Origin of the sequence: Streptomyces sp. NPDC006463, from assembly GCF_042870715.1 — a bacterium.
GTDB lineage: Bacteria > Actinomycetota > Actinomycetes > Streptomycetales > Streptomycetaceae > Streptomyces.
This window is the reverse complement of sequence record NZ_JBIAHP010000007.1, coordinates 83,374-106,361: the sequence shown is the minus strand read 5'-3', so window position 1 is coordinate 106,361 and position 22,988 is coordinate 83,374. Positions and strand designations below refer to the sequence as shown.

Annotated in this window: 17 protein-coding genes; 9 read left to right on the top strand and 8 right to left on the bottom strand. The window is 73.1% G+C overall.

Annotation, left to right across the window (positions count from 1 at the left end; translation table 11 throughout):
• Nucleotides 1–83 precede the first annotated feature (83 nt).
• Nucleotides 84–956, top strand: a complete 873-nt coding sequence (locus ACFYOB_RS14800) for a DivIVA domain-containing protein (RefSeq protein ID WP_388559757.1) — start codon at nt 84–86, stop codon at nt 954–956.
• A 428-nt stretch (nt 957–1,384) separates the two neighbouring features.
• Here the strand turns inward: ACFYOB_RS14800 and ACFYOB_RS14795 are convergent, their stop codons facing one another.
• Nucleotides 1,385–2,245 carry an alpha/beta fold hydrolase gene (locus tag ACFYOB_RS14795; protein ID WP_388559754.1) on the bottom strand — a complete coding sequence of 287 codons (861 nt, stop codon included), beginning with the start codon at nt 2,243–2,245 and terminating at the stop codon, nt 1,385–1,387.
• Nucleotides 2,246–2,327: 82 nt separating this feature from the next.
• Between ACFYOB_RS14795 and ACFYOB_RS14790 the strand changes: the two genes are divergently transcribed.
• The gene (locus tag ACFYOB_RS14790; RefSeq protein WP_388559751.1) at nt 2,328–2,879 is read left to right on the top strand and encodes a CGNR zinc finger domain-containing protein; all 552 of its coding nucleotides are present in this window, start codon (nt 2,328–2,330) and stop codon (nt 2,877–2,879) included.
• A gap of 13 nt (nt 2,880–2,892) precedes the next feature.
• Here ACFYOB_RS14790 and ACFYOB_RS14785 read toward each other — a convergent pair whose 3' ends face one another.
• Both ACFYOB_RS14785 and ACFYOB_RS14780 read right to left on the bottom strand, forming a co-directional pair.
• Nucleotides 2,893–3,714, bottom strand: a complete 822-nt coding sequence (locus ACFYOB_RS14785; protein WP_388559748.1) for a hypothetical protein — start codon at nt 3,712–3,714, stop codon at nt 2,893–2,895.
• 82 nt (nt 3,715–3,796) lie between these two features.
• On the bottom strand, nt 3,797–5,419 hold the full coding sequence (locus ACFYOB_RS14780) for an MFS transporter (protein WP_388559745.1): 1,623 nt from the start codon (nt 5,417–5,419) through the stop codon (nt 3,797–3,799).
• 330 nt (nt 5,420–5,749) lie between these two features.
• Here ACFYOB_RS14780 and ACFYOB_RS14775 point away from each other — a divergent pair, with 330 nt between their 5' ends.
• Together ACFYOB_RS14775 and ACFYOB_RS14770 are read left to right on the top strand one after the other, a co-directional pair.
• A complete protein-coding gene (locus ACFYOB_RS14775) occupies nt 5,750–6,526 on the top strand; it encodes an ABC transporter ATP-binding protein (RefSeq protein WP_388559742.1) in 777 nt (258 codons plus the stop codon).
• Between the two features lie 53 nt (nt 6,527–6,579).
• Nucleotides 6,580–9,105 carry an ABC transporter permease gene (locus tag ACFYOB_RS14770; RefSeq protein WP_388560221.1) on the top strand — a complete coding sequence of 842 codons (2,526 nt, stop codon included), beginning with the start codon at nt 6,580–6,582 and terminating at the stop codon, nt 9,103–9,105.
• Nucleotides 9,106–9,386: 281 nt separating this feature from the next.
• Here ACFYOB_RS14770 and ACFYOB_RS14765 read toward each other — a convergent pair whose 3' ends face one another.
• From ACFYOB_RS14765 to ACFYOB_RS14755, 3 genes are all read right to left on the bottom strand, one after another.
• Nucleotides 9,387–10,781, bottom strand: coding sequence for a DUF2079 domain-containing protein (locus ACFYOB_RS14765; RefSeq protein WP_388560219.1), 1,395 nt, complete (start codon nt 10,779–10,781; stop codon nt 9,387–9,389).
• 71 nt (nt 10,782–10,852) lie between these two features.
• Nucleotides 10,853–11,221, bottom strand: coding sequence for a type II toxin-antitoxin system VapC family toxin (locus ACFYOB_RS14760; RefSeq protein WP_388559740.1), 369 nt, complete (start codon nt 11,219–11,221; stop codon nt 10,853–10,855).
• A complete protein-coding gene (locus tag ACFYOB_RS14755) occupies nt 11,218–11,463 on the bottom strand; it encodes a type II toxin-antitoxin system Phd/YefM family antitoxin (protein WP_388559737.1) in 246 nt (81 codons plus the stop codon). The genes ACFYOB_RS14760 and ACFYOB_RS14755 overlap by 4 nt, the downstream gene beginning before the upstream one ends.
• A 199-nt stretch (nt 11,464–11,662) precedes the next feature.
• Here ACFYOB_RS14755 and mfd point away from each other — a divergent pair, with 199 nt between their 5' ends.
• The 3 genes from mfd to ACFYOB_RS14740 all read left to right on the top strand — a co-directional run bounded on the left by mfd (nt 11,663) and on the right by ACFYOB_RS14740 (nt 17,526).
• Nucleotides 11,663–15,199 (top strand): transcription-repair coupling factor, encoded by a 3,537-nt coding sequence (gene mfd / locus ACFYOB_RS14750; protein WP_388559734.1) that lies wholly within the window; start codon nt 11,663–11,665, stop codon nt 15,197–15,199.
• 228 nt (nt 15,200–15,427) lie between these two features.
• Nucleotides 15,428–16,024 carry a hypothetical protein gene (locus ACFYOB_RS14745; protein ID WP_388559731.1) on the top strand — a complete coding sequence of 199 codons (597 nt, stop codon included), beginning with the start codon at nt 15,428–15,430 and terminating at the stop codon, nt 16,022–16,024.
• A complete protein-coding gene (locus tag ACFYOB_RS14740; protein WP_388559728.1) occupies nt 16,021–17,526 on the top strand; it encodes a protein kinase in 1,506 nt (501 codons plus the stop codon). The genes ACFYOB_RS14745 and ACFYOB_RS14740 overlap by 4 nt, the downstream gene beginning before the upstream one ends.
• Here the strand turns inward: ACFYOB_RS14740 and ACFYOB_RS14735 are convergent.
• Entirely contained in the window at nt 17,514–19,892 is a 2,379-nt protein-coding gene (locus ACFYOB_RS14735) for a YfhO family protein (RefSeq protein WP_388559725.1), read from the bottom strand. The genes ACFYOB_RS14740 and ACFYOB_RS14735 overlap by 13 nt on opposite strands.
• Before the next feature lie 192 nt (nt 19,893–20,084).
• Here ACFYOB_RS14735 and ACFYOB_RS14730 point away from each other — a divergent pair, with 192 nt between their 5' ends.
• The gene (locus ACFYOB_RS14730) at nt 20,085–20,708 is read left to right on the top strand and encodes a SurA N-terminal domain-containing protein (protein WP_388559722.1); all 624 of its coding nucleotides are present in this window, start codon (nt 20,085–20,087) and stop codon (nt 20,706–20,708) included.
• A gap of 55 nt (nt 20,709–20,763) precedes the next feature.
• Nucleotides 20,764–21,765, top strand: coding sequence for a nucleoside triphosphate pyrophosphohydrolase (locus tag ACFYOB_RS14725; protein WP_388559720.1), 1,002 nt, complete (start codon nt 20,764–20,766; stop codon nt 21,763–21,765).
• Nucleotides 21,766–21,787: 22 nt separating this feature from the next.
• On the opposite strand, the gene ACFYOB_RS14720 is transcribed toward ACFYOB_RS14725, so the two are convergent.
• Nucleotides 21,788–22,972 carry a globin domain-containing protein gene (locus ACFYOB_RS14720; protein WP_388559718.1) on the bottom strand — a complete coding sequence of 395 codons (1,185 nt, stop codon included), beginning with the start codon at nt 22,970–22,972 and terminating at the stop codon, nt 21,788–21,790.
• Nucleotides 22,973–22,988: the final 16 nt, after the last annotated feature.

Genomic DNA, 22,988 nt, shown 5'->3' with positions numbered 1-22,988 from the left:
AGGGTCTCGGCCCGGCCATTCCGGCTTCTGGGAGCAAATGGCGCATCCTTGACAGGAATCCCCGCGAGAGAGGCGCTTCCAGGATGAGTGCACCCATTGCGACTGTGCGCGGTCGCGGCTACCGCACGGAAGAGGTCGACCGGTATCTCGCGCGGCTCTCCGCCAGCCGTGACGAGGCCTGGGAGCGCGTGGCCCGGCTGACCGTCCTGGCGAGGCAGATGGAGGAGGAGGCGGCGCGGCTGCGCGAGGCGGTGGCCGCGCTGGCTCCGCAGACGTACGAGGACCTGAGCGAGCGTGCCCGCCGGATCCTGCTGCTGGCGCAGGAGGAGGCGGACTGCGTTCGGGCGGAGGCGCGGGCGGACGCGTCCGAGACGCTGGGTGCGGCCGAGGCGTGTGCGGACCGGGTGGCGGAGCTGGCCCGGGCGGACGCGGAGGCGGTGCGCGAGCAGACGGAGGTCCGGGCCCGGCAGGGGCTGCTGCGGGCGCAGCAGGAGGCGGACGGCGCGCGGGCGCAGGCGCGGGCGGACGCGGAGGGCTGGCGGGCGGAGGCGGTGGCCGCGCTGGCGCAGATGCGGCGGCGGTCGGACGCGTTGCTCGCGGAGGGCGAGCAGGAGCAGGCGGAGCGGTGGGAGGCGGCCGAGCGGGATCTGGCGGCGCGCGAGGCGGAGTTCGCGGCGCGGGCGGAGGAGGCGGAGCGGTACGCGGAGGGGCGGCTGGCGCAGGCGCGGCGGGGGTTCGCGGAGGCCGAGGAGGCGGCGCGGCACGGGCAGGAGGACGCGGAGGCGATGGCCGCCGAGCTGGTCGCGCAGGCGCGGGTGGCGGAGGAGCGGGTGGGCCGGGAGACGGAGCGGATCCTGCGGGAGCATGCGGAGTCGCAGGAGGAGATGCGGGCGCACATGAACCACGTGCGGTCCAGCTTGGCGGCCCTGACGGGCCGGGCTCCAGCGGAGGGCTGAACGGGGGCGGGGCGGGCCTCGGCCGGTCCCTGTCGGGGGCTCGGCGGGTGCCGGGGCGGGGTCGGGCGGGGTCGGGGTCTGCTGTGCCGGGGGCGGGGCGGGGCGGGGTCGGGCGGGGTCGCGGCTCGGCTGCGCCGGGGTGGGGTCGGTGCCAGGGCGGGGCGGGGCAGGGCCGGGCGTGGTCGGGGGCTCGGCTGCGCCGGGGTCGGGCGGGGTCGGGCTCGGCTGCGCCGGGGTCGGGCGGGGTCGGGCTCGGCTGTGCCGGGATGGCGCCGGGGACGGGGTGGGGTGCCAGCCGGGACTGCCTTATTTATGGCGCCCTGGGCCGCGCTTCGGCCCTTGCGTGCCTGGCGGGCGCCACACATCACGTTTTACGTCCCGGTCGGCACCCCGCCCCGTCCCCGGCGCCTCCTGGTTCTCGCCCGGCGCTACGGGAGGTTCGTGAGGAAGGTGGCGATCAGGGGGGTGATGGCGGGGAGGTGGGTCTCCAGGGCGAAGTGGCCCGCGCCGTCGAAGACGTGGACGGCGGCGTCGGGTACGTCCCGGAGGTAGGCCTTCGCGCCCGCCGGGGTGAAGAAGGGGTCGCCCGCGCCCCAGACGACCAGGACCGGCGGCCGTGCGGTGCGAAGCCAGGACTGCCAGGACGGGTAGTGGGCGAAGTTGGAGGCGTAGTCGAAGGCGAGGTCGGCCTGGGCGTCGGCGCGCCCCGGCAGGCCGAGGTAGTGGAGGTCGAGCGTCCAGTTGTCCGGGGAGATCAGGGTGGTGTCCGCGACCCCGGTCTCGTACTGGAAGCGGGTGCCGTCCAGGGTGAACAGGCCCCGGACCCGTTCCTCGTTGCCGGGCACCTCGCGCCGCAGGCCGGCGAACTCGCGGGCCGCCTCCGAGAGTCCCTCGTCGTACGCGTTGCCGTTCTGGACGATCAGGCCCGTGACGCGGTTCGGGCGACGGGTGGCGAGCCGTAGTCCGACCGGGGCGCCGAAGTCGAAGACGTACAGGGCGTAGCGGTCGAGGCCGAGGGCGTCGGTGAAGGCCTCCATGACGTCGGCGAGCCGGTCGAAGGTGTACGTGAAGCCGTCCGGTGCCTCGGTCCGGCCGAAGCCGGGGTAGTCGGGGGCGATCAGGCGGTACGGGGTGTCGCCGAGGGCGTCCATCAGGCGGGCGAACTGGTGCGAGGCGGTGGGGAAGCCGTGGAGGAGCAGCAGGACGGGGCCGTCGGCGGGGCCGCTTTCGCGGTAGGCGACGCGCACACCGTCGACGTCGACGGTTCGGTGCTGGACGGACGCGATCATCACATGCCTCCTGGTGGCTTGGTCCCATTAGTTTTGCCCGAGGGTGACTAACGGGTCAAGTGCTTGAGGTACCGTTAGTCGCGTGACGGTCTTCCCGCTGACCGGCGAGCCCCTCGCCCTGGACCTCCTCAACACCCTGACCGCCGAGAGCGACCTGGTCGCCGGGCCGGCGGGTCTCGCGGCATGGCTGGCCGAGCAGGCCGGCCGGCTGACCCCGGTCGTGGACGTGGGCGCGGCCGAGGTGGCCGCCGTACGGGCCGTGCGGGAGGCCGCGCGGCCCGCGCTCGCGGCCGTACGGTGCGGGGAGCGGCCGCCGGGCGATGCGCTGTGCGCGCTGAACGAGGCCATGGCCGCGGCGCCCGCCCACCGTGAGCTGGCCTGGAGTGCGCAGGCCGGCCTGGCGGCGGCTTCGCACCGGGCTGCCGACCCGGCGCGACGGCTCGCGGCGGAACTGGCCGAGGCTGTAGCGGAGTTCCTGACGGACCCCCGTGTGACGTCGGTCCGCGGCTGCGAAGCGCAGGACTGCGTCCTGCTGTTCCTTCCGCTGCACCCGAGGCGCCGCTGGTGCGTGGCGTCGGCCTGCGGCAACCGGGCCCGGGTGGCCCGCTACTACGCCCGCCACAAGCTCCCGTAGCCGCGGTGCGGGCTCAGCCCCCGGCCGGGGCCTCGTAGCGGTAGGGGTCGCTGCGCAGGCCGCGGGAGGTGACCACCACCGTGAACGGGGGCTGCGTCGTGGCCGGCAGCGGGGCCGTCAGGGCGCCCGTCGCGGGGTCCGGGGTGGCGGGCAGCGTGGTGTCGGCCACCGTGAGGCGGGGGTCGGTGAAGCCGCCGCCCTCGACCGTGAGCAGGCCGTCGGAGACGGTGACGTCCGTGATCACCGGGTTGGCGCGGGTGGCCATCTTGTTCACGAGGTACGCCCCCGCCGGTGCGCCCGTCAGGGCCCAGATCTCGTCGGGGAGGCGGGGGAGTCCGGCGCCCACGTCGGAGAGGAAGAACAGGACGACGTAGAGCATCGTGACCGCGCTGAGCGCGACGTACTGGAGGTCGACGAGGTCGGTCCGGCCGCTGTCGTTCGCGATCAGCTCCCGCAGCGGTCGGTGGCCCGTGGCCGCCGGCTTCGGCGCCGGCTTGGTCATGCTGCCGTTCTCCACGCGGATGCCGACCACCGTCTTCGCGGCGATCATGGCCGCGTACGGGCCCCCGACCAGCGGCAGGTACACCGTCGTCAGTGACGACAGCGGGCCGTGCTCGCCCCGGAACCAGCCGATGCCGCCGCCCGCGGTGAGTCCGTAGCCGAGGGTCGTGAGCAGCAGCCAGACCAGGATCACCGTCCATGCCAGGGCGAGCGCGGTGGAGGTCGAGAGCCGGCCGTCGCGTCCGGTGATGAAGGCCGGGTGGTGGCGGAGACGCAGGGCGAGCGGCCCGGCGAGCGCGGCGAGTAACGCCAGTGCGAAGAGTGCGGATGCCATGTCGTCGTCCCCCCGGAAACGGTTGTGCCCCACACTTACCCGTTGGCCCGGGGCATGACAAGTCGCTTGCCGGGGAGGCCCGTTACTCCTCGCTCTGCTCGGGCAGCACCGGGAACCTGCTCGGCGCCACCAGCAGCAGGACCAGCAGCGAGGCCACGGCCGCGCCCGTCGCGCCGAGGAAGATGTGGTCCACGGCGGCGGCCACGGCCTCCCGCAAGTAGTCGGCGGCGGCCTGGGGGAGCAGCCCCGGCTGGTCCAGGGCCTTGGACACGTCGTCCAGGTTGTCCGGAAGGCCGGGCATGGGGGCGTCCACCAGCCGGGCGGCGATGGTGGCGTTGGCGACGGCCCCCAGCAGCGCGGCGCCGACGCTCTGGCCGACCTGGCGGGAGAACAGCACCGAGGCCGTCGCGGTCCCGCGCTCCGCCCAGCCGACGGTGGACTGGACCCCGACGACCAGCGGGAGCTGGAAGATGCCGAGGGCGCCGCCCAGCAGCAGCATGATCAGCGCGGGCTGCCAGGGCAGGGCGGGATAGGGGAGCAGGGTGAAGGAGTACAGGATCACCGCGGCCAGCGCGACCCCGACGGCCGCGGTGTTCCGGAAGCCGATGCGCCGGTAGACGTGCTGGCTGAACGCGGCGGTGATGGGCCAGCTGAGGGTCATCACGGACATGACCAGCCCGGCGCTGATGGGCCCGAGCCCGAGTACGGACTGGGCGTACGTGGGCATGAACACCATCGGGGCGACCATCAGCAGGCCGAGCGCCCCCATGGCCAGGTTGACGGCGGCGATGGTGCGCCGGCGCCACACCCAGCCGGGCAGGATCGGCTCCTCGGCCCGGCGCTCGATCCGGACCACCACCACGGCCAGCACGGCGCTGGCGCCCAGCAGTCCCAGCGAGGGCGCGGAGAGCCAGGGCCAGGCGACCCCGCCCTGGACGAGCGCGAACAGCAGCAGGCCGCCGCAGGCGAAGATGCCCAGCGCCCCGGCCCAGTCGACCGGGCCCCGGCGGCCGGGGGACCGTACGGGCTCGGTGAGGTGACGGGCGATCATCCACAGGGCGAGGGCGGCCAGCGGCAGGTTGATCAGGAAGATCCAGCGCCAGTGCGCGTACGAGGCGAGCAGCCCGCCGAGGGCCGGCCCGGCCACGGCGGAGGTGGCCCAGACGGTCGACATCCGGGCCTGGATCTTCGGCCGGTCCTTGAGCGGGTAGAGGTCGCCGGCCAGGGTCTGGACGGTGCCCTGGAGGGCGCCGCCGCCCAGGCCCTGGATGATCCGGAAGGCGATGAGGGCGGCCATGTTCCAGGCGAGCGCGCACAGCAGCGAGCCCACGAGGAAGAGCCCGATGCCGAAGAGCAGCACGGGCTTGCGACCGAAGGTGTCGGACAGCTTGCCGTACACGGGCAGGGTGACGGTGACGGACAGCAGGTAGCCGGAGAAGAGCCAGGAGAAGACGGAGAACCCGCCGATGTCGCCCACGATCTGGGGGACCGCGGTGGAGACGATGGTGCTGTCGAGGGCGACGAGCGCCATGCCGAGCATCAGTGAGGCGACCACGGGCGCGGGCGGGCGCCCCGGCGCCGCCGCCGTGGCCCCCGCTGCCGCGCCGGGCCCCGCGCCTTTGGCCGAAACCGTGTCCTCGGACCGGCCGTCGCTCCCCTCGGCTATGCCGTCCGGACTTCCGTCCGTTCTCTCCCCAGACCCCACGAAGATTCCTTCCCCCTGCACGCACATGCGGGGAACACCTTCTCACCGCTGCCGTATCCGGCGGTATCCCCCAGAGCCGGTCCCCCGAACGGCGGAGAACCCCTAGGGGACGCTCCGCACAAGGTGCCGGGGGTCTTTCGTCCCGGCGGAGGAGGAGCCGGGCCGCGGCGCGTCCTTAACTGGTTCACATGGGCCGGGAGCCCGGGGGGTGGGGTTAACCCCCGGACGGATACGGCGATGGGCACCAGCGCGCCGGAGCCCGCCGCGCAACAGACTTCACGACGGCGACGCAAGCAGAAGACGAGAAGGAGAAACACCGTGACAACGGCTATGACCGAAACCAGGCACGGGGACACCGGGGGGCATGCAGCCGTCGCGGCCCGCGCGCGGAAGGTCGTCAAGGCCTACGGCTCCGGTGAGACGCGCGTCGTGGCCCTCGACACGGTGGACGTGGACATCCACCGCGGCCAGTTCACCGCGATCATGGGCCCCTCGGGCTCCGGCAAGTCCACGCTGATGCACTGCCTCGCCGGTCTCGACACGGTGACCAGCGGGCAGATCCACCTCGACGACACCGAGATCACCGGGCTGAAGGACAAGAAGCTCACGCAGCTGCGCCGTGACCGGATCGGCTTCATCTTCCAGGCCTTCAACCTGCTGCCCACCCTGAACGCCCTGGAGAACATCACGCTCCCCATGGACATCGCGGGCCGCAAGCCCGATGCCCAGTGGCTGAACCGGGTCGTGGAGACCGTCGGCCTGGCCGGGCGCCTGAAGCACCGCCCGACCGAGCTCTCCGGCGGCCAGCAGCAGCGCGTGGCGGTCGCCCGCGCCCTCGCCGCCCGCCCGCAGATCATCTTCGGCGACGAGCCGACCGGAAACCTGGACTCGCGGGCCGGCGCCGAGGTCCTCGGCTTCCTGCGCCGCTCGGTGGACGAGCTCGGCCAGACCATCGTGATGGTCACTCACGACCCGGTGGCCGCCTCGTACGCGGACCGGGTCATCTTCCTCGCCGACGGCAAGATCGTCGACGAGATGTACGGGCCCACGGCCGAGCAGGTCCTGGACCGCATGAAGGACTTCGACGCGCGCGGGCGGACCTCGTGAGCAACACCGTCCTGAAGACCTCCCGGCGCAACTTCGTCGCGCACAAGGGACGGATGGCGCTCTCGGCCGTCGCCGTCATGCTCTCCGTCGCCTTCGTCTGCGGCACCCTGGTGTTCACCGACACCATGAACACCACCTTCGACAAGCTGTTCGCCGTCACCAGCGCCGATGTGACGGTCAGCCCGAAGGAGGCGAAGGGCGGGGAGCAGACCCCCGAGCGCGGCAAGCCCGAGACGCTGGCCGGGCCCACTGTCGAGCAGGTGAAGAAGGCCGAGGGCGTCAAGAGCGCCGAGGGCGCCGTCATGTCGACGTCCGTCACGGTCGTCAACTCCAAGAACGAGAACATGGGCTCGACCACCGGTGCCCCGACCATCGCGGGCAACTGGAACGACAACGAGCTCAAGTCCATGAAGATCACCGCCGGCCGGGCGCCGCGCGGCCCCACCGAGGTGATGGTCGACGCCGACACCGCGGACAAGCACCACCTGGGGCTCGGCGACGAACTGCGCACCATCGCCGTCACCGGTGACATCCGCGCCGAGATCACCGGTATCGCCGCCTTCACCGTCACCAACCCGGGTGCGGCCGTCGTCTACTTCGACACCGCCACCGCGCAGCAGGCGCTGCTCGGTTCCCCCGGCTCCTTCACGCACGTCAACGTCACCGCCGAGGACGGGGTGAGCGACGAGCAGCTCAAGCAGAACATCGCGAGCGCCGTCGGCGCGGACACGTACAAGCTGCAGACCGCCAAGGAAGCCGCGGACGCCAACCGCAAGGACGTCGGTTCCTTCCTCGACGTCATGAAGTACGTGATGCTCGGCTTCGCCGGGATCGCCTTCCTCGTCGGCATCTTCCTGATCTTCAACACCTTCTCGATGCTGGTCGCCCAGCGCACCCGCGAGATCGGCCTGATGCGTGCCATCGGCGCGGACAGCGGACAGGTCCTGGGGTCCGTCGTCCTGGAGGCCTACATCCTCGGCTTCGTCGGCTCCGTGCTGGGCGTCGGCGCGGGCGTGGGCCTGGCCGTCGGCCTGATGGAGCTCATGGGCCAGATGGGCATGCACCTGTCCACCGATGATCTGACCGTCGCCTGGACCACCCCGGTCATCGGCCTGCTGCTCGGCATCAAGGTCACCGCGGTCGCCGCCTTCATCCCGGCCCGCCGGGCCGGCAAGGTGTCCCCGATGGCCGCCCTGCGCGAGTCCGGCACCCCGGGGGACAAGAAGGCCGGCGTCGTCCGCGCCGTCCTCGGCCTGGTCCTCACCGGCATCGGCGGCGCGGGCCTCTACCTCGCCGGCGCCGCGGAGAAGGCCGGACCCGGATCGCTCTGGCTGGGCCTTGGCGTCGTCTTCACCCTCATCGGCTTCATCGTGATCGGCCCGCTGCTCGCCGCGGGTGTGGTGCGTGCGCTCTCCGGCGTGGTGCTGCGGCCCTTCGGGTCCGTGGGCCGGCTCGCCGAGCGCAACGCCCTGCGCAACCCGCGCCGCACCGGCGCCACCGCCGCCGCGCTGATGATCGGCCTGGCCCTGGTCGCCTGCCTGTCGGTGGTCGGCTCCTCGATGGTGGCCTCCGCCACCGAGGAACTCGACAAGTCCGTCGGCGCCGACTTCATGCTCGGTTCCCAGTCCGGGCAGCTGGTCATGCCGCAGACCGAGCAGGCGATGCGTGCCGTCAAGGACCTCGACCACGTCACCGCCTACCGCATGGTGGAGGCGAAGATCACCGCCCCCGACGGCTCCACCGTCGAGGAGGGCATCGGCGCCACCGACCCGACGTACGCCCAGGACATGCGGCGCAAGATGATCGCCGGCGAGCAGGCGGCGGCGTACGGCAAGGGCTCGATGTCGGTCGGTTCGATCTACGCCACCGAGCACCACGTCAAGCTCGGTGACGAGATGACGGTCGCCTTCACGGGCGGCAACACCGTCAAGCTGAAGGTCGCGGCGATCACCAGCGACGAGGGCAACTTCGACAAGGGCATGATGTTCGTCAGCACCGCGGTCGCCCAGGCGAACGTGCCGGCCGACCGGATGCCGCTCCCCTTCATGCTGCTGGCCAGCGCGAAGGACGGAGGGACCGACACCGCGTACAAGGCGGTCAAGGCGGCGGTGGCGCAGTACCCGCAGTACGACGTGCGCAACCGGGCCGACTACAAGCAGGCGCTCAAGGACCAGGTCGGGCAGCTCCTGAACATGGTCTACGGGCTCCTCGGCCTCGCCATCATCGTCGCGGTCCTGGGCGTCGTGAACACCCTGGCCCTGTCGGTGGTCGAGCGGACCCGCGAGATCGGCCTGATGCGCGCCATCGGCCTCTCCCGCCGCCAGCTGCGCCGCATGATCCGCCTGGAGTCGGTGGTCATCGCCCTCTTCGGCGCCCTGCTCGGCCTCGGGCTGGGCATGGGCTGGGGTGCGACCGCGCAGCAGCTGCTCGCGCTCGAAGGCCTCAAGGTGCTGGAGATCCCGTGGCCGACGATCCTCGGGGTGTTCGCCGCCTCGGCCTTCGTGGGCCTGTTCGCCGCGCTGGTCCCGGCTTTCCGGGCGGGGCGGATGAACGTACTGAACGCGATCGCGAGCGAGTAGGGGTCACCTGCCGCCGCGTTCGTACGGGGGAAAGCGGGGGAGCACGGGGGAGGCGCCGGGGGGGGGGCCCCGGGGGGGGGGGCCCCCCCCCCCCGGCCGGGGGGGGCCCCCCCCCCCCCCCCACCCCACCCCCCCCCCCCCCCCCCCCCGCCCCGCCCCCCCCCGCCCCCCCGCCCGGGCGGGGGGGGGGCCCCCCCGCCGGGGGGGGTTGGGGGGGGGGGGGGGGGGGGGGGGGGGGGGGGGCCGGGGCCGGGGGGGGGGCCCCCCCCCCCGGCGCCGTGTCATTCGTGGCGCATCAGGACGACGCCCTCGGCCTCGCCCACGAGCTCGAACCGCTCGCCGGGGTGCAGCTGGCGGGCATAGCCGGTCGGGTCCTCACCGGCCCACTTGGAGGAGTTGTCGAGGGTGATCCAGTCGGGGACGACGCCCTTGCTGCCGCCGATCCACAGCACGCGGCAGCGGGAGGTCAGCCGGGTCAGCGGCGCGGTGTCGGCCTCCACCGTCGCCCCGTCGGGGATCCGGTCGAGGAGTTCCTCGATCGCGGTGACCCGGGCGGGCTTCTCGTACGTACGGGCCTGCGCGAGCTTCTCGGTCGGCAGGCTGGTCACGCTGAGGGCGAGGCCGGCGGCGAGGACGGCGGTGGGCAGCTGGAGGGCGTACGCGCGCAGCCAGGGCCGCTCACCGCGCCGGGCGGTGTCGATCGCGTCGACGAGCGCGAAGGCCACGACGGGCATGAGGACGGCGCTGTAGTGCCAGTCGGTGGACCAGTAGTGGTCGTCGCCGGACAGGAACCGCCAGCCGAGGGTGGGGGCGGCGACCAGCAGCAGCGGTGAGCGCAGGGCCAGCAGCCCGGAGGTCGGGATCAGCACCCAGGCCAGGGTGGTGAGCTTGGTGCCGAAGCCGTCGAGGGGGCCCGCGCCGTGGATCTTGTCCCAGTAGCCGTAGCCCGCCGTGGCGAAGGCCGGTATGACGACGGTGAACACCAGGGCGGCCAGGACGGTGGCCAGCGCGGCGACGCCCAGGGCGACCGCGGCGGCCCGCCGGTCGGTGGACCGGGCCCGCCAGGCGACGACCACGGCCAGGGCGGCGAGGGTGAAACCGAGGTCCTCCTTGACGAGGAGCAGCGGCAGCCCCCACAGCAGGGCGGCCCGCCAGCGCCGGGCGAGGACCGCCTCCAGGGCGAAGGCCAGCAGGGGCACGGCGAAGGCGATCTCGTGGAAGTCGAACTCGACGGCCCGCTGGATCCCCCAGGACAGCCCGTACGCGATCCCGACGGCGAGCCCGCGGGGCCGGCCCAGGAACCGCGCGGCCGTCCTGGTGACGGGGACGGCGGAGAGCGCGAAGAGCGCGGCCTGCGCGACGAGCAGCGTGACGGGGCCCGGGAAGATCCGGTAGAAGGGGGCGAGCGCCGCGATGACCGGGCTGAAGTGGTCGCCGAGGATGTTGGCCCCGGGCCCCTTCAGATCCGCGACGGGCTCGTGCAGGTGCGCGTACGCGCGGATCGCCTGCTCGAAGATGCCCAGGTCCCAGGAGGCCCACTCCATCCGCCGGAACCGCCCGACGGACAGTACGAGGTAGACGAGGAAAAGCCCGGCGGCCACCGCCCAGGGCCCGGGCCACCGTAGGCTCCCCGCCTTCGCGGCGGCTGTGGCCGTCGGCACGGCGGGGCGGGCCATCGCATCGCTCGTCACGGACTCGTGCTCCTCGGCCGGTCGGCGTCTCTCCGGCGGAAAGCGTCGCGGCGAGCTCAGACGGTCAGTACCGGGACATCGTAAAGCGGGATGAACTTGTCGTGTGTGAGGAGGGTCAGCCCTTCCGACTGGGCCTGGGCGATCAGTATCCGGTCGAAGGGGTCCTTGTGATGGAGGGGAAGCTTGCCCGCCAGCACGCCATGGTGGGCGTCGACGGGCAGGGCCTGGAACTGCGTGTTGCAGGCCTGCATCGCCAGATCCTCGGTGCTGGTGAGTTTGCCCGCGGCCTGCTTCACGGAGATCTCCCAGGGCGTGATGGCGCTCATGTACACCGTGAGCTCACGTGCGAGGAGCTCCCGCGTTTCATCGGGAAGCTCCCCGTTCATCCACCACAGGACGACGGGCGTGTCGAGCAGGAGCTTCACACGTCGACCTCGAACGCCTCGCCGAATCCATCGGGCAGGTCGTCGAAGTCGTCGGCGATCTCGATCCGGCCCGCGAGAGAGCCGTAATCCGTGCGCCGCACCTTCCCCGCGAGCGGGACCACCTTCGCGACGGGCTCGCCGGCCTTGCTGATGATCACCTCTTCGCCGGTGGCGACCGCCTCCAGGATCTTGGAGAAGTTCGTTTTCGCCTCGTGGACGTTGTACTGCCGGGCCGCTTCCATGGGGTCTCCAGGGCAGGGGTGGACCAAGTACTGGACCAAGCGTAATCAGATCGGCCCGCCAGGAACCATCTCCGTCACCCCCGCGGCTGACCCGAATCCCCCGCGCGTGGGGCCGGGGGGCGTCGTAGGGTGGGAACCCCCGGCCCGCGAGCGTGTCGGGCCCTTCGCGTTGCCCCCTCACCGGATGGAAAGCCTCTACATGAGTCTGCACGGACTGCTCGACGCCGTCACCCGGGATCCCGCCCTCGCCGAGGCGGTCACCGCGGCCGGGGACGGCAACCGCATGCACGTGGACCTGGTCGGCCCCGCCGCCGCGCGGCCCTTCGCGATCGCCGCGCTGGCCCGGCAGACCGGGCGGACCGTCCTCGCGGTCACCGCGACCGGGCGCGAGGCCGAGGACCTGGCCGCAGCCCTGCGCTCGCTCATGCCGTCGCCCGACGAGGTGGTGGACTACCCGTCCTGGGAGACGCTCCCGCACGAGCGGCTCAGCCCGCGCAGCGACACCGTGGGCCGCCGGATCGCCGTACTGCGCCGCCTCGCGCACCCGAGCAAGGACGACCCGGCCGCAGGGCCCGTCTCCGTCGTCGTCGCGCCGATCCGCTCCGTGCTCCAGCCGCAGGTCAAGGGGCTCGGTGATCTGGTGCCGGTGGCCCTGCGGCAGGGGCAGAGCGCCGACCTCGGCGACGTGACGCAGGCGCTGGCGGCGGCCGCGTACGCGCGCGTGGAGCTCGTCGAGAAGCGCGGCGAGTTCGCCGTGCGCGGCGGCATCCTCGACGTGTTCCCGCCCACCGAGGAACACCCGCTGCGCATCGAGTTCTGGGGCGACGAGGTCGAGGAGATCCGTTACTTCAAGGTCGCCGACCAGCGGTCGCTGGAGATCGCCGAGCACGGCCTGTGGGCACCGCCCTGCCGTGAGCTGCTGCTGACCGACGAGGTACGGGAGCGGGCGGCGGCCCTCGCCGAGGAGCACCCCGAGCTCGGCGAGCTGCTGAACAAGATCGCCGAGGGGATCGCCGTCGAGGGCATGGAGTCCCTGGCCCCGGTCCTGGTCGACGACATGGAGCTGCTGATCGACGTCCTGCCCGCCGGGGCGATGGCCGTCGTCTGCGACCCCGAGCGGGTACGGACCCGGGCCGCCGACCTGGTCGCCACCAGCCAGGAGTTCCTGATGGCGTCCTGGGCCGCCACCGCGGGCGGCGGCGAGGCCCCCATCGACGTCGGCGCGGCCTCGCTGCGCGGCATCGCCGACGTACGCGACCACGCCCGCGAGCTCGGCATGATGTGGTGGTCGGTCTCCCCCTTCGCCGCGGACGAAGAGGCGGCCGGCGGCGACACGCTGAAGCTCGGCATGCACGCCCCCGAGGCCTACCGCGGCGACACCGCCCGCGCGCTCGCCGACACCAAGGGCTGGATCGCCGACGGCTGGCACACCGTTTACCTCACCGAGGGCCACGGCCCGGCCGCCCGCACCGTCGAGGTGCTCGGCGGCGAGGGCATCGCGGCCCGCCTGGAGGCGGACCTGGGCACGCTGGAGCCGAGCATCGTGCACGTCGCCTGCGGCTCGATCGACAACGGCTTCGTCGACCCGGCCCTCAAGCTGGCCGTCCTCACCGAGACCGACCTCACCGGGCAGCGCACCGCCACCAAGGACCTGGGCCGGATGCCGACCCGCCGGCGCAAGACGATCGACCCGCTGACCCTGGAGGCCGGCGACTACATCGTCCACGAGCAGCACGGCGTGGGCCGCTACATCGAGATGGTCCAGCGCACCGTCCAGGGCGCGACCCGCGAGTACCTCCTCGTCGAGTACGCCCCCGCCAAGCGCGGCCAGCCCGGCGACCGCCTCTACATCCCCACCGACCAGCTGGAGCAGGTCACCAAGTACGTCGGCGGCGAGGCCCCGACCCTGCACCGGCTCGGCGGCGCCGACTGGACCAAGACCAAGGCGCGCGCGAAGAAGGCGGTCAAGGAGATCGCCGCCGACCTCATCAAGCTGTACAGCGCGCGCATGGCGGCCCCGGGCCACGTCTTCGGCCCGGACACCCCCTGGCAGCGCGAACTGGAGGACGCCTTCCCGTACGCGGAGACCCCCGACCAGCTCACCACCATCGCCGAGGTCAAGGAGGACATGGAGAAGTCGGTCCCCATGGACCGGCTGATCTGCGGCGACGTCGGCTACGGCAAGACCGAGATCGCCGTGCGCGCCGCTTTCAAGGCGGTCCAGGACGGCAAGCAGGTCGCCGTCCTCGTCCCGACGACGCTCCTCGTGCAGCAGCACTTCGGCACCTTCTCCGAGCGCTACAGCCAGTTCCCCGTGAAGGTGAAGGCGCTGTCCCGGTTCCAGGGCGAGGCGGAGTCCAAGGCCACTTTGGAGGGTCTGCGCGAGGGATCGGTGGACGTGGTCATCGGCACCCACCGGCTGTTCTCGCAGGAGACGAAGTTCAAGGACCTGGGCCTGGTCATCGTCGACGAGGAGCAGCGGTTCGGCGTCGAGCACAAGGAGCAGCTGAAGAAGCTGCGTGCCAACGTCGACGTGCTCACCATGTCCGCGACGCCGATCCCGCGCACCCTGGAGATGGCGGTGACCGGCATCCGTGAGATGTCGACGATCACCACCCCGCCGGAGGAGCGGCACCCGGTGCTCACCTTCGTCGGTCCGTACGAGGAGAAGCAGATCGGTGCGGCCGTCCGCCGTGAACTGCTGCGCGAGGGCCAGTGCTTCTACATCCACAACCGGGTCGAGTCCATCGACCGGGCGGCCGCCAAGCTGCGTGAGATCGTGCCCGAGGCGCGGATCGCGACCGCGCACGGCCAGATGTCCGAACAGGCCCTGGAACAGGTCGTCGTGGACTTCTGGGAGAAGAAGTTCGACGTGCTGGTGTCGACCACGATCGTCGAGTCCGGCATCGACATCTCCAACGCCAACACCCTGATCGTGGAGCGGGGCGACAACTTCGGCCTCTCCCAGCTGCACCAGCTGCGCGGGCGTGTGGGCCGGGGCCGCGAGCGCGGGTACGCGTACTTCCTGTACCCGCCGGAGAAGCCGCTGACCGAGACCGCGCACGAGCGGCTCGCGACGATCGCCCAGCACACCGAGATGGGCGCCGGCATGTACGTGGCGATGAAGGACCTGGAGATCCGCGGCGCGGGCAACCTGCTCGGCGGCGAGCAGTCCGGTCACATCGCGGGCGTCGGCTTCGACCTGTACATCCGGATGGTCGGCGAGGCCGTGGCCGACTACCGGGCGGCCGTCGAAGGCGGGGCGGAGGAGGAGCCGCCGCTGGACGTCAAGATCGAGCTGCCGGTCGACGCGCACGTCCCGCACGACTACGCGCCCGGCGAGCGGCTGCGCCTGCAGGCGTACCGGTCCATCGCCTCGGCGAACTCCGAGGCGGACGTCAAGGCCGTACGGGAGGAACTCACCGACCGCTACGGCAAGCTGCCGGAGCCGGTGGAGAACCTGCTGCTGGTGGCCGGGCTGCGGATGCTGGCCCGTGCGTGCTCGGTCGCCGACATCACCCTGCAGGGCCCCAACATCCGCTTCGGGCCGGTGGAACTGCGCGAGTCGCAGGAGCTGCGCCTGAAGCGGCTCTACCCGGGGGCCGTGCTCAAGCCCGCCACCTCGCAGGTGCTCATCCCGCGCCCGAAGACCGGCAAGATCGGCGGGAAGCCGTTGGTCGGCCGGGAACTGCTGGCGTGGACGGGAGAGTTCCTCGCCACGATCCTCGGCTCGTAGGAACACGGCCGGCCGCGGCCGGGGACCGAGGGGTCCCGGGCCGCGGCCGCTCCCGCGCGGCTTGCGTTCCCGTTCGTGGTGGTCCGCCCGCCGGGGTCCGCGGCCCGCTGTCCGGACCGCCCTCTGCGGCGACCGTGCAACGGTTGGGTCCATCCCCTCACCATGGCCGGAATCGCTGTATACGCTCAGACCCTGAATCTCTTTCCACACAGCCTGTCAGGAGCACCGATGCACGGCCCCGGCTACCCGCCGCAGCATGGTCACCAGCCCAGTTCCGGGACCGTGGTGACCCTGCGCGTGCTGTTCTCGCTGCTGCCGATCCTGAGCTGTGGCTTTCTGGCCTGGGGCTCGATGCTGAGACTCGCGATCGTGACCCGCGCGGCCCGCGACTGGACGCTGCTCGCGGTCAGTTTCGCGCTGTCCGTCAGCTGGGTCGTGCTGATCGACCTCGACCCGACCCCCAACGACGACGGCTGGCAGGGCAACACCGCAGCCTTCGGCACCCTCTTCACCGGCCTCGCGGCGTGCGTGTACTTCCTCGTCGCCGACATCCGGCACCACGAGAAGCGGGCGGCCGTCCCGTCCGCGCAGTGGTACCCGCCGGCGCAGCCCGCCCGCCCCGCCTACGGCTACCCGCCCGCGCAGGCTCCCGCCCCGGCGCCCCTGCCCCCGCAGGTCCCGCCGCAGCCGACCCCGCCCCCGCGCATCGGGCAGGTCCGCGCCGAACTCGACGAGCTCAGCGAACTGCTGCGCAAGCAGACCCCGCCGCCCGGCGGTCCCTACCAGGACCCGAACACGACCGCGATCCAGGACCCGAATCAGTGACCGACCGGCTCATCGGAGACCGCTACCAGCTGGCCTCCATCCTGGGACAGGGCGGCATGGGCCAGGTCTGGACGGCGTACGACAAGCGCCTGGACCGCCGCGTCGCCGTGAAATTGCTGCGTCCCGACAAGGTCGCGGGCCCCGGCACCGTCGCCGAGGAACTGCGCCGCCGTTTCGTGCGCGAGTGCCGGGTCACGGCGCAGGTGGACCACCCCGGTCTGGTCACCGTGCACGACGCGGGCAGCGACGGCGACGAGCTCTTCCTGGTCATGGGATACGTCGAGGGCACCGACCTCGCCGACCACCTCGGCCAGCACGACCCGTACCCGTGGCAGTGGGCGGTCTCGGTCGCCGCGCAACTGTGCTCGGTCCTCTCGGCCGTGCACGCGGTGCCGATCGTCCACCGCGACCTGAAGCCGCGCAACGTGATGGTCCGCCCGGACGGCACCGTCCTGGTCCTGGACCTCGGCGTGGCCTCGGTGATGGACACCGACACCACCCGCCTCACCAGTACCGGCACCCCGATCGGCAGTCCCGCGTACATGGCGCCCGAGCAGGCCATGAGCGGCGCGGTGGGCCCGTACACCGACCTCTACGCGCTGGGCGTGCTGCTGTACGAACTCCTCAGCGGAAACGTCCCCTTCGCCGGGTCCACCGCCCTGGGCGTGCTCCACCGCCACCTGTACGAGCCCCCGGCCCCGGTCCGCCCCAAGCGCCCGGAGATCCCTGCGGAGCTGGAGGCGATCCTGCTGCGCCTGCTGGCCAAGGACCCGCAGGACCGTCCCGCCTCCGCGCAGGAGGTCTACGAGGCCCTCGCGCCGCTGCTGCCCGCCGCCGGCAGCCGCACCCCCGTCGGCCCCCTTAACCCCACCCGCCCGTTCCTGCGCCCGCACGCCCCCTGGCCGGACCGGGCCACCGTGATCCCGCCCCAGCCGACGTCCCCGCCCACGGCGCAGCCCGACATCCCCGGCGCCGTGGACGAGGCGCGCAAGCTGCTGGACCAGGGGCAGCTGACCCAGGCCGGCGACATCCTCGGCGGGATCCTGCCGGCCGCCGCCGCCCAGCACGGCGAGCACTCGCCGGTGGTCCGCTCCCTGCGCAAGCAGTACGCCGCCACGCTGATGGACGACGGCCAGTACCGCCGGGCCCTGCCGGAACTGCGCCGCCTGGCCGACGAGTTCCCGGCCGGCGACCCCCAGTCGCTGCGCTTCCGCTACGACTCGGCGCAGTGCCTGGAGCAGCTCGGCGAACCGGCCGCGGCCCTGGCGGAGTACCGCTCGCTGCTGCCGCTCTTCGAGAACCACTACGCCAACCCGGACCCGGGACTCCCCCTGGAGGTCCGCCGCCGGATCGCGCACCTGCTGCTCTCCCTCGGCGACCGGCAGGCGGCCCACGAGACCCTGGCCCGCCTGCTGTTCGACGCGGAGCGCCTGCACGGCCCGAACCACCCCTTCCCGGGCGAGGTCCGCCGCACCCTGCACTGGCTCGGTCAGGTCCGCTGACGCCGCTGCCCCGGACGCCGCTGCCCGAGGGCAAGGCCCAGTACGCCCGCCAGGGCCAGTGCGGCCACCATCGCGCCCGGGACGAGACCCGGGGGGCGGAAGGTGCAGTCGAGGCGGGTGGCGCCGGGCTCCAACGGGACCGCGACCAGGCCCAGATACGCCGACGCCGGGCGGTCGTTGCAGCTCCACCCCGAGATCGCGGGGACCGACAGGACCGCCGTGCCCGTGCTGCCCGGCGGAAGCGTGGCCCGGACCCGCGAGGAGCCGACCACGACCGAGGTGGCGGCCGTGGCGCGCAGCCGGTCCACGGCCGCGGCCAGCCGGCCCCGGTCCAGGCAGGACAGCGCCCACCGCGCGGGCGCGGCCTGGTCGAAGACCAGCGGTGAGGACTCCCCCCGCGAGACGCCCAGCGGCTGGACGGCCGCCCGGTTGCGCGGGGCGTTGCCGTTCAGCCGCAGCGGTGGGCCGCCGGCGAGCCGGGCCGTCGCGTTGTACTCCGGCGCCCACAGGTAGGCCTCGGTGCCCGCGCGGCAGATGCCCGGCGCAGTCGTCTCCTCGTACACCCGCGCGCCCAGCAGCAGTTCCTGGTTGGCGAAGGGGGAGTCGCCGTAGGCGGCGGGAGGGCCCGGCGGTCTGGTCGTGACCAGCGGAGGCACCTCGGCGCGGGCGACCGTGCCGTCCGGCCGCAGCCGGGCGCCGACCGCGAAGACGGCGTCCGTCACCGGGTTGTCGATGCTCTGGACGTTGCGCCCGCGCGAGGTCCAGCCCGCGCCCAGCGCCACCATCGTCCGGGTGAACACGTCCGGGGTGTGGCTGCTGTAGTACGCGCCGCCCTCCCCGCCCAGCAGCATCGGGTCGTTGCCCGTCAGGGCCGGCCGGCTCGGGTCGGTCCGGTACGCCGGCCAGCCCTCGGCGCCGGCCAGGGCCTCGGCGCGCGCGGTGTGCGCCGAGGACCAGGACGGGTAGTCGTCGAGGCCGCCCAGCTTGCCCTTGTGCCCGTACGCGGTCGTCGCGGCGGCCTGCCCGACGAGTACGGCCGCCAGCAGCGCGGCCGCCGGGAGCGCCAGGCGGCGGTGGCGCAGCTGCAGCGCCCACCAGCCCGCGGCGGCCAGCGCCAGCCCGCCGCTGAAGAGCGCGTACCCCCAGGCCGTCGTGAGCGTGCTCCCGCGTGCCCACAGCGCCGCGGCCGCCAGCAGGCCCGCGCCCGCCGCCAGCGCGCGCGGCCCCGGCAGCCCCGCCGCCAGGCCGCTCCACGCGGCGAGCACGGCGATCCCGGCCAGCACGAAGGTCTGCCGGTACGGGCTTCCGTTCGGGGTCGCGAACAGGTGCCAGGCCAGGTGCGTCGGCGCCCACTGGAGGGAGAGCGCCACGGCCGCCGTCAGCCCCGCCCACGCCAGCCGGGTGCGCGGCGCCGCGGCCCGGTGGAAGGGGAGCGCGGCCACCAGCAGCAGCGTCCCGGTGCCCAGGAAGACGGCGGGGGAGGAGAAGGAGTACGTGGCCGGCAGCAGCCGGGCGAAGAGGTCCGCCCAGGACACCGGCCTGAACTCCTTGACCCAGCCCGGGTAGGCCTGCCCGGAGCTGAGGAACAGGGGGGCCAGGACCGGCGCCGCGAGGGCGATCCCCAGCACGGTCGTCGCGGCCGCCCGCCCGATCACCGCCAGCCGGGTCCGGACTCCCTCCCGCGTCAGTACCACCCGCACCAGCAGCACGAGCGCCGCGCCCAGCGTCGCCATGTAGGCGGTGTAGAAGTTCGCCGTCCAGCAGACGGCGACGACCAGCGCCGCCGCCACGATCCGCCGCCCGCGCAGGGCCCATTCACCGGTCAGGCACAGCAGGGGGAAGGCGATCAGCCCGTCGAGCCACATCGGGTTGTAGGAGGCCTCGATCACCGACCAGCCGCACAGCGCGTACGAGGCCCCGAGCAGCCCCGCCGCCCACCAGGCCCCGCGGCGCTGCGTGCGCAGCAGCCAGGTCATCACCGCCGCCGCGGCCGCCGTCTTGAGGACGGTGACCACGTACACCGCGAGGTCTATGCCGTCGCGCGGGAAGAGCCCGACCAGGACGGAGAACGGGCTGGTGAGGTAGGTCCCGAGGTCGGGCAGGAAGCTCGTGCCGTATCCGGACTGCCAGTTGAACAGCAGTCCGCCCTCCGCGCGGCCGTGCAGGAGGTCCCACAGGTGTGCGTGGAAGGGGACGAACTGATTGCCGAGGTCGTTGATGCTGCGGTGGCGCGGTCCGTACGGGAAGACGCGGGCCACGGCGTCCCCGGCGCACACGGCCACCACCGTGAGCAGGGCGGCCAGGGCCGAGCCGAGCAGGCTCAGGCGGCGCGGTGAGCCGTGCGGCGAGCGGTGCGGTGTCGACATGGTGGGCCGACCTTGGCAGCGCCGGAGGACCGGAGGGTGGCCGCGGAGTGACTCCGACACGAACAACCGCGCACCCCGACACCTCGGGAATCGTTGGCCGAACAGGTGGCCCGGACCACCGCGACCTCATACCATCGATCACCGCACGGCCCTTGTGCACCGACGCACAATCTCCCGGCCCTGGAGGCTCCTTTGCACCGTCGCACAGCGCTCTCCGTCTCCGCCGCCCTGCTCCTGGCGGCCCCTCTGCTGGCCGCCTGCTCGGGCGAAGCCCGCCCCGGTACCGCGGCCGTCGTCGGCGGCGAACGCATCACCACCTCCGCACTCCAGGCACAGGTCAACGACGTGCGCGCGGCGCAGAACCGGACCGGGCAGGCCGCCGCCGAGCTCATCGCGAGCACCCCGAACCTGGAGCGGGAGCGGCTCGACTCGATCCTCCAGAACCGGATCATCGACAAGATGGCCGCGACGGCGGGAATCACGGTCTCCACCAAGGAGGTCGAGGACGAGCGCAAGGCGTACGTGGAGGACAACAAGGGAGCGGAGCAGTTCGAGGCGCTGCTCCTGCAGAAGGGCCACATGGCCCCCGGCCAGGCCGACCGGTTCATCCGGGACCGCGTGCTGCTCACCAAGCTGGCGGCCAAGTACGGGAACGGGAACCTGGAGGAGCCGGCCCGGGCCGCCGCGAAGGCGCTGCGCATCGAGGTCAACCCGCGCTACGGCGCCTGGAACGCCCAGCAGATCAAGCTCGGCACCGGGGAGACTCCGTGGATCACCCAGCGGACCCGGCCCGAGCAGGCACCCGCCGGAGCCTGACACCGACCGGGGCCCCTCCGGGTCGCAGGACGGCGGACGGAGGTAGGTTCGGAGGGTGACCGACCACGACCCCTGCGAATCCACCACGGCCGAGCCCACCGGCCGCATCGTCCTGCTGACCACCAGCCACCGGGTCGCCCCCGGCGTGCTGTCCTGGCCCGCGTGGCAGGCCCTGCACGCCGCGGACCGGGTGGTCTGCGCCGACCCCGGCCACCCGCAGCTCCCGTACCTGCGGGAGGCGGGTGTCGAGGTGGTCAACGAGAGCCCGGAGGCGCACGCGCTGGTCGAGGCCTGCGCCGGCGGCCGCACCGTCGTGGTGCTCCCGAGCGGTGAGGGCGACAAGCGGCTCACCGACGGGCTGGCGCGCCTGGCCGGATCGGGCCGGGTCTCCATGCCCGACCTGGAACTGCTGCCCGGTTCGTACGACCTGCCGGGGGCCCGTCTGCTCGACCTGGTCCAGGTGATGGACCGGGTGCGGCGCGAATGCCCGTGGACGTCGCGGCAGACCCACCGGGGGCTGGCCAAGTACGCGATCGAGGAGGCGTACGAGCTGGTCGAGGCGATCGAGGACGGGGACCGGGAGGAACTGCGGGAGGAGCTCGGCGACGTCCTGCTCCAGGTGGTCTTCCACGCCCGGATCGCGGAGGAGGGCACCGGGGACGGCGACGAGGCGTTCTCGATCGACGACGTGGCCGGGGCCCTGGTGGAGAAGCTGATCCACCGCCACCCGCACGTCTTCGGCGACGAGAAGGCCGAGACCCCGGAGGACGTCAGCGCCCACTGGCAGCGCACCAAGGCGGCCGAGAAGCGGCGGGAGTCCGTCACGGACGGGATTCCGGTGGGCCAGCCGGGACTGGCGCTCGCGGCCAAGCTCGCGGGCCGGGTCCGTACGGGCGGCGTGGCCGTCGAACTACCTCGCGGCGAGGGCATCGGGTACGAGCTGCTGGAGCTGGCGGCGCGCGCCGAGGCGGAGGGAATCGACCCCGAGACCGCGCTGCGCGCGGCGGCCCGCGTCTACCGGGACGCGATCCGTGCGGCCGAGGGCGTCGGCGAGTAGCCCTCAGCAGCGGTATGGCGTCTCAGTCGGCCCGGGGCGCGCGGCCCGCGGGGTCGTGCCAGTGCGGCGGCGGGCGGTTCAGGAACCATTCCCCGAACCCCAGCGGGCGGCCGTTCGGGCCGTGGCCCTTTCCGGCGGCTGGGACGGAGTCGTAGAAGATCCGGCCCGGGCGGGCGCCGAGCTCCTCCAGGAGGTACGCGGTCTCCTCGACGAACGGCGGCGGCCCGCTGAGGTAGACGTCCTGGTCGGGCCACAGGGCCCGGTTGCTGAGCGCGGTGGCCAGCCGGTCGGTGGCCTGGTTGCGGTGCCGCCCGGGAGCGGGCGTTATGTAGGTGACGCCGAGCCAGTCGCAGGCGGCGGCCCACTCGTCGATCAGCGGGCGGTCGTAGAGGTGGGCCGGGTCCCGCCCGACCACGAAGAGCCGCACGTCGTGTTCGGGCGGGTGCTTCCCGAGATCCTCCAGCATGGCCCGGACCGGCGCCCAGCCGGTCCCGGCGGCTATGAAGCTGGCCGGGCGGTCCGCGCGGCGGAAGGTCAGCTGCCCGCCGGCGGCGGCGAGCCGCAGGCGCTCGCCCGGCTGGACGTCGCGGACCAGGGCGGTGCTGACCCGCCCCCGCTGGATCCGGCTGACGTGCAGGTCCAGGGTGCCGTCGGGGCGGGGTGCGTTGCCGATGGAGTACGTGCGCCAGGTCTTCGGGACCCGCTCGCAGCTCACGCTCGTGTACTGGCCGGGTACATAGGGGAAGGGGGCGTGCGGCTCCAGGGTCAGCACGCCGATGTCCTGCCCGTACTGGAGGTGGCGCACGACCTCCGCGTCCCACCAGGGCGGGTCCTTGGCCGCGGCGGCGCCGGCCGTCATCGTGTCGGCTACCACCTGGTACGCCTCGCTCCAGGCCTTCTCCACCGCCGGGGTCCACGCCGATCCGGAGGTCGCGGCGAGGGCGGCGAGCAGGCTTTCGCCCACGGCCGCGTAGTGCTCGGGGCGGGCCTGGAACTTGCGGTGGTCGCGGCCCAGCTCGTGGAGATAGGGGACGAGGGTCTCGTTCTCCAGATGGGCGATCACGTGGGTGAGTGCGGCGAAGAGCCGGTCCCGCTGTCTCTCCATTTCCTCGAAGGAGGCCGGGAAGAGCTCACGGACTCCGGGGTTGTGCCAGAACAGGTGGGAGTAGAAGAACTTGACCGTGTGCTCGGCCCGTCTCTCCACCACCGCGAAGCTGCTTTTC

Bases quoted from the DNA above. Each gene is read 5' to 3' on its own strand.
- ACFYOB_RS14800 (WP_388559757.1), top strand. From the start codon at position 84: ATGAGTGCACCCATTGCGACTGTGCGCGGTCGCGGCTACCGCACGGAA.
- ACFYOB_RS14795 (WP_388559754.1), bottom strand. From the start codon at position 2,245: ATGATCGCGTCCGTCCAGCACCGAACCGTCGACGTCGACGGTGTGCGC.
- ACFYOB_RS14785 (WP_388559748.1), bottom strand. From the start codon at position 3,714: ATGGCATCCGCACTCTTCGCACTGGCGTTACTCGCCGCGCTCGCCGGG.
- ACFYOB_RS14775 (WP_388559742.1), top strand. From the start codon at position 5,750: ATGACCGAAACCAGGCACGGGGACACCGGGGGGCATGCAGCCGTCGCG.
- ACFYOB_RS14770 (WP_388560221.1), top strand. From the start codon at position 6,580: ATGGCGCTCTCGGCCGTCGCCGTCATGCTCTCCGTCGCCTTCGTCTGC.
- ACFYOB_RS14765 (WP_388560219.1), bottom strand. From the start codon at position 10,781: ATGGCCCGCCCCGCCGTGCCGACGGCCACAGCCGCCGCGAAGGCGGGG.
- ACFYOB_RS14755 (WP_388559737.1), bottom strand. From the start codon at position 11,463: ATGGAAGCGGCCCGGCAGTACAACGTCCACGAGGCGAAAACGAACTTC.
- mfd (WP_388559734.1), top strand. From the start codon at position 11,663: ATGAGTCTGCACGGACTGCTCGACGCCGTCACCCGGGATCCCGCCCTC.
- ACFYOB_RS14745 (WP_388559731.1), top strand. From the start codon at position 15,428: ATGCACGGCCCCGGCTACCCGCCGCAGCATGGTCACCAGCCCAGTTCC.
- ACFYOB_RS14735 (WP_388559725.1), bottom strand. From the start codon at position 19,892: ATGTCGACACCGCACCGCTCGCCGCACGGCTCACCGCGCCGCCTGAGC.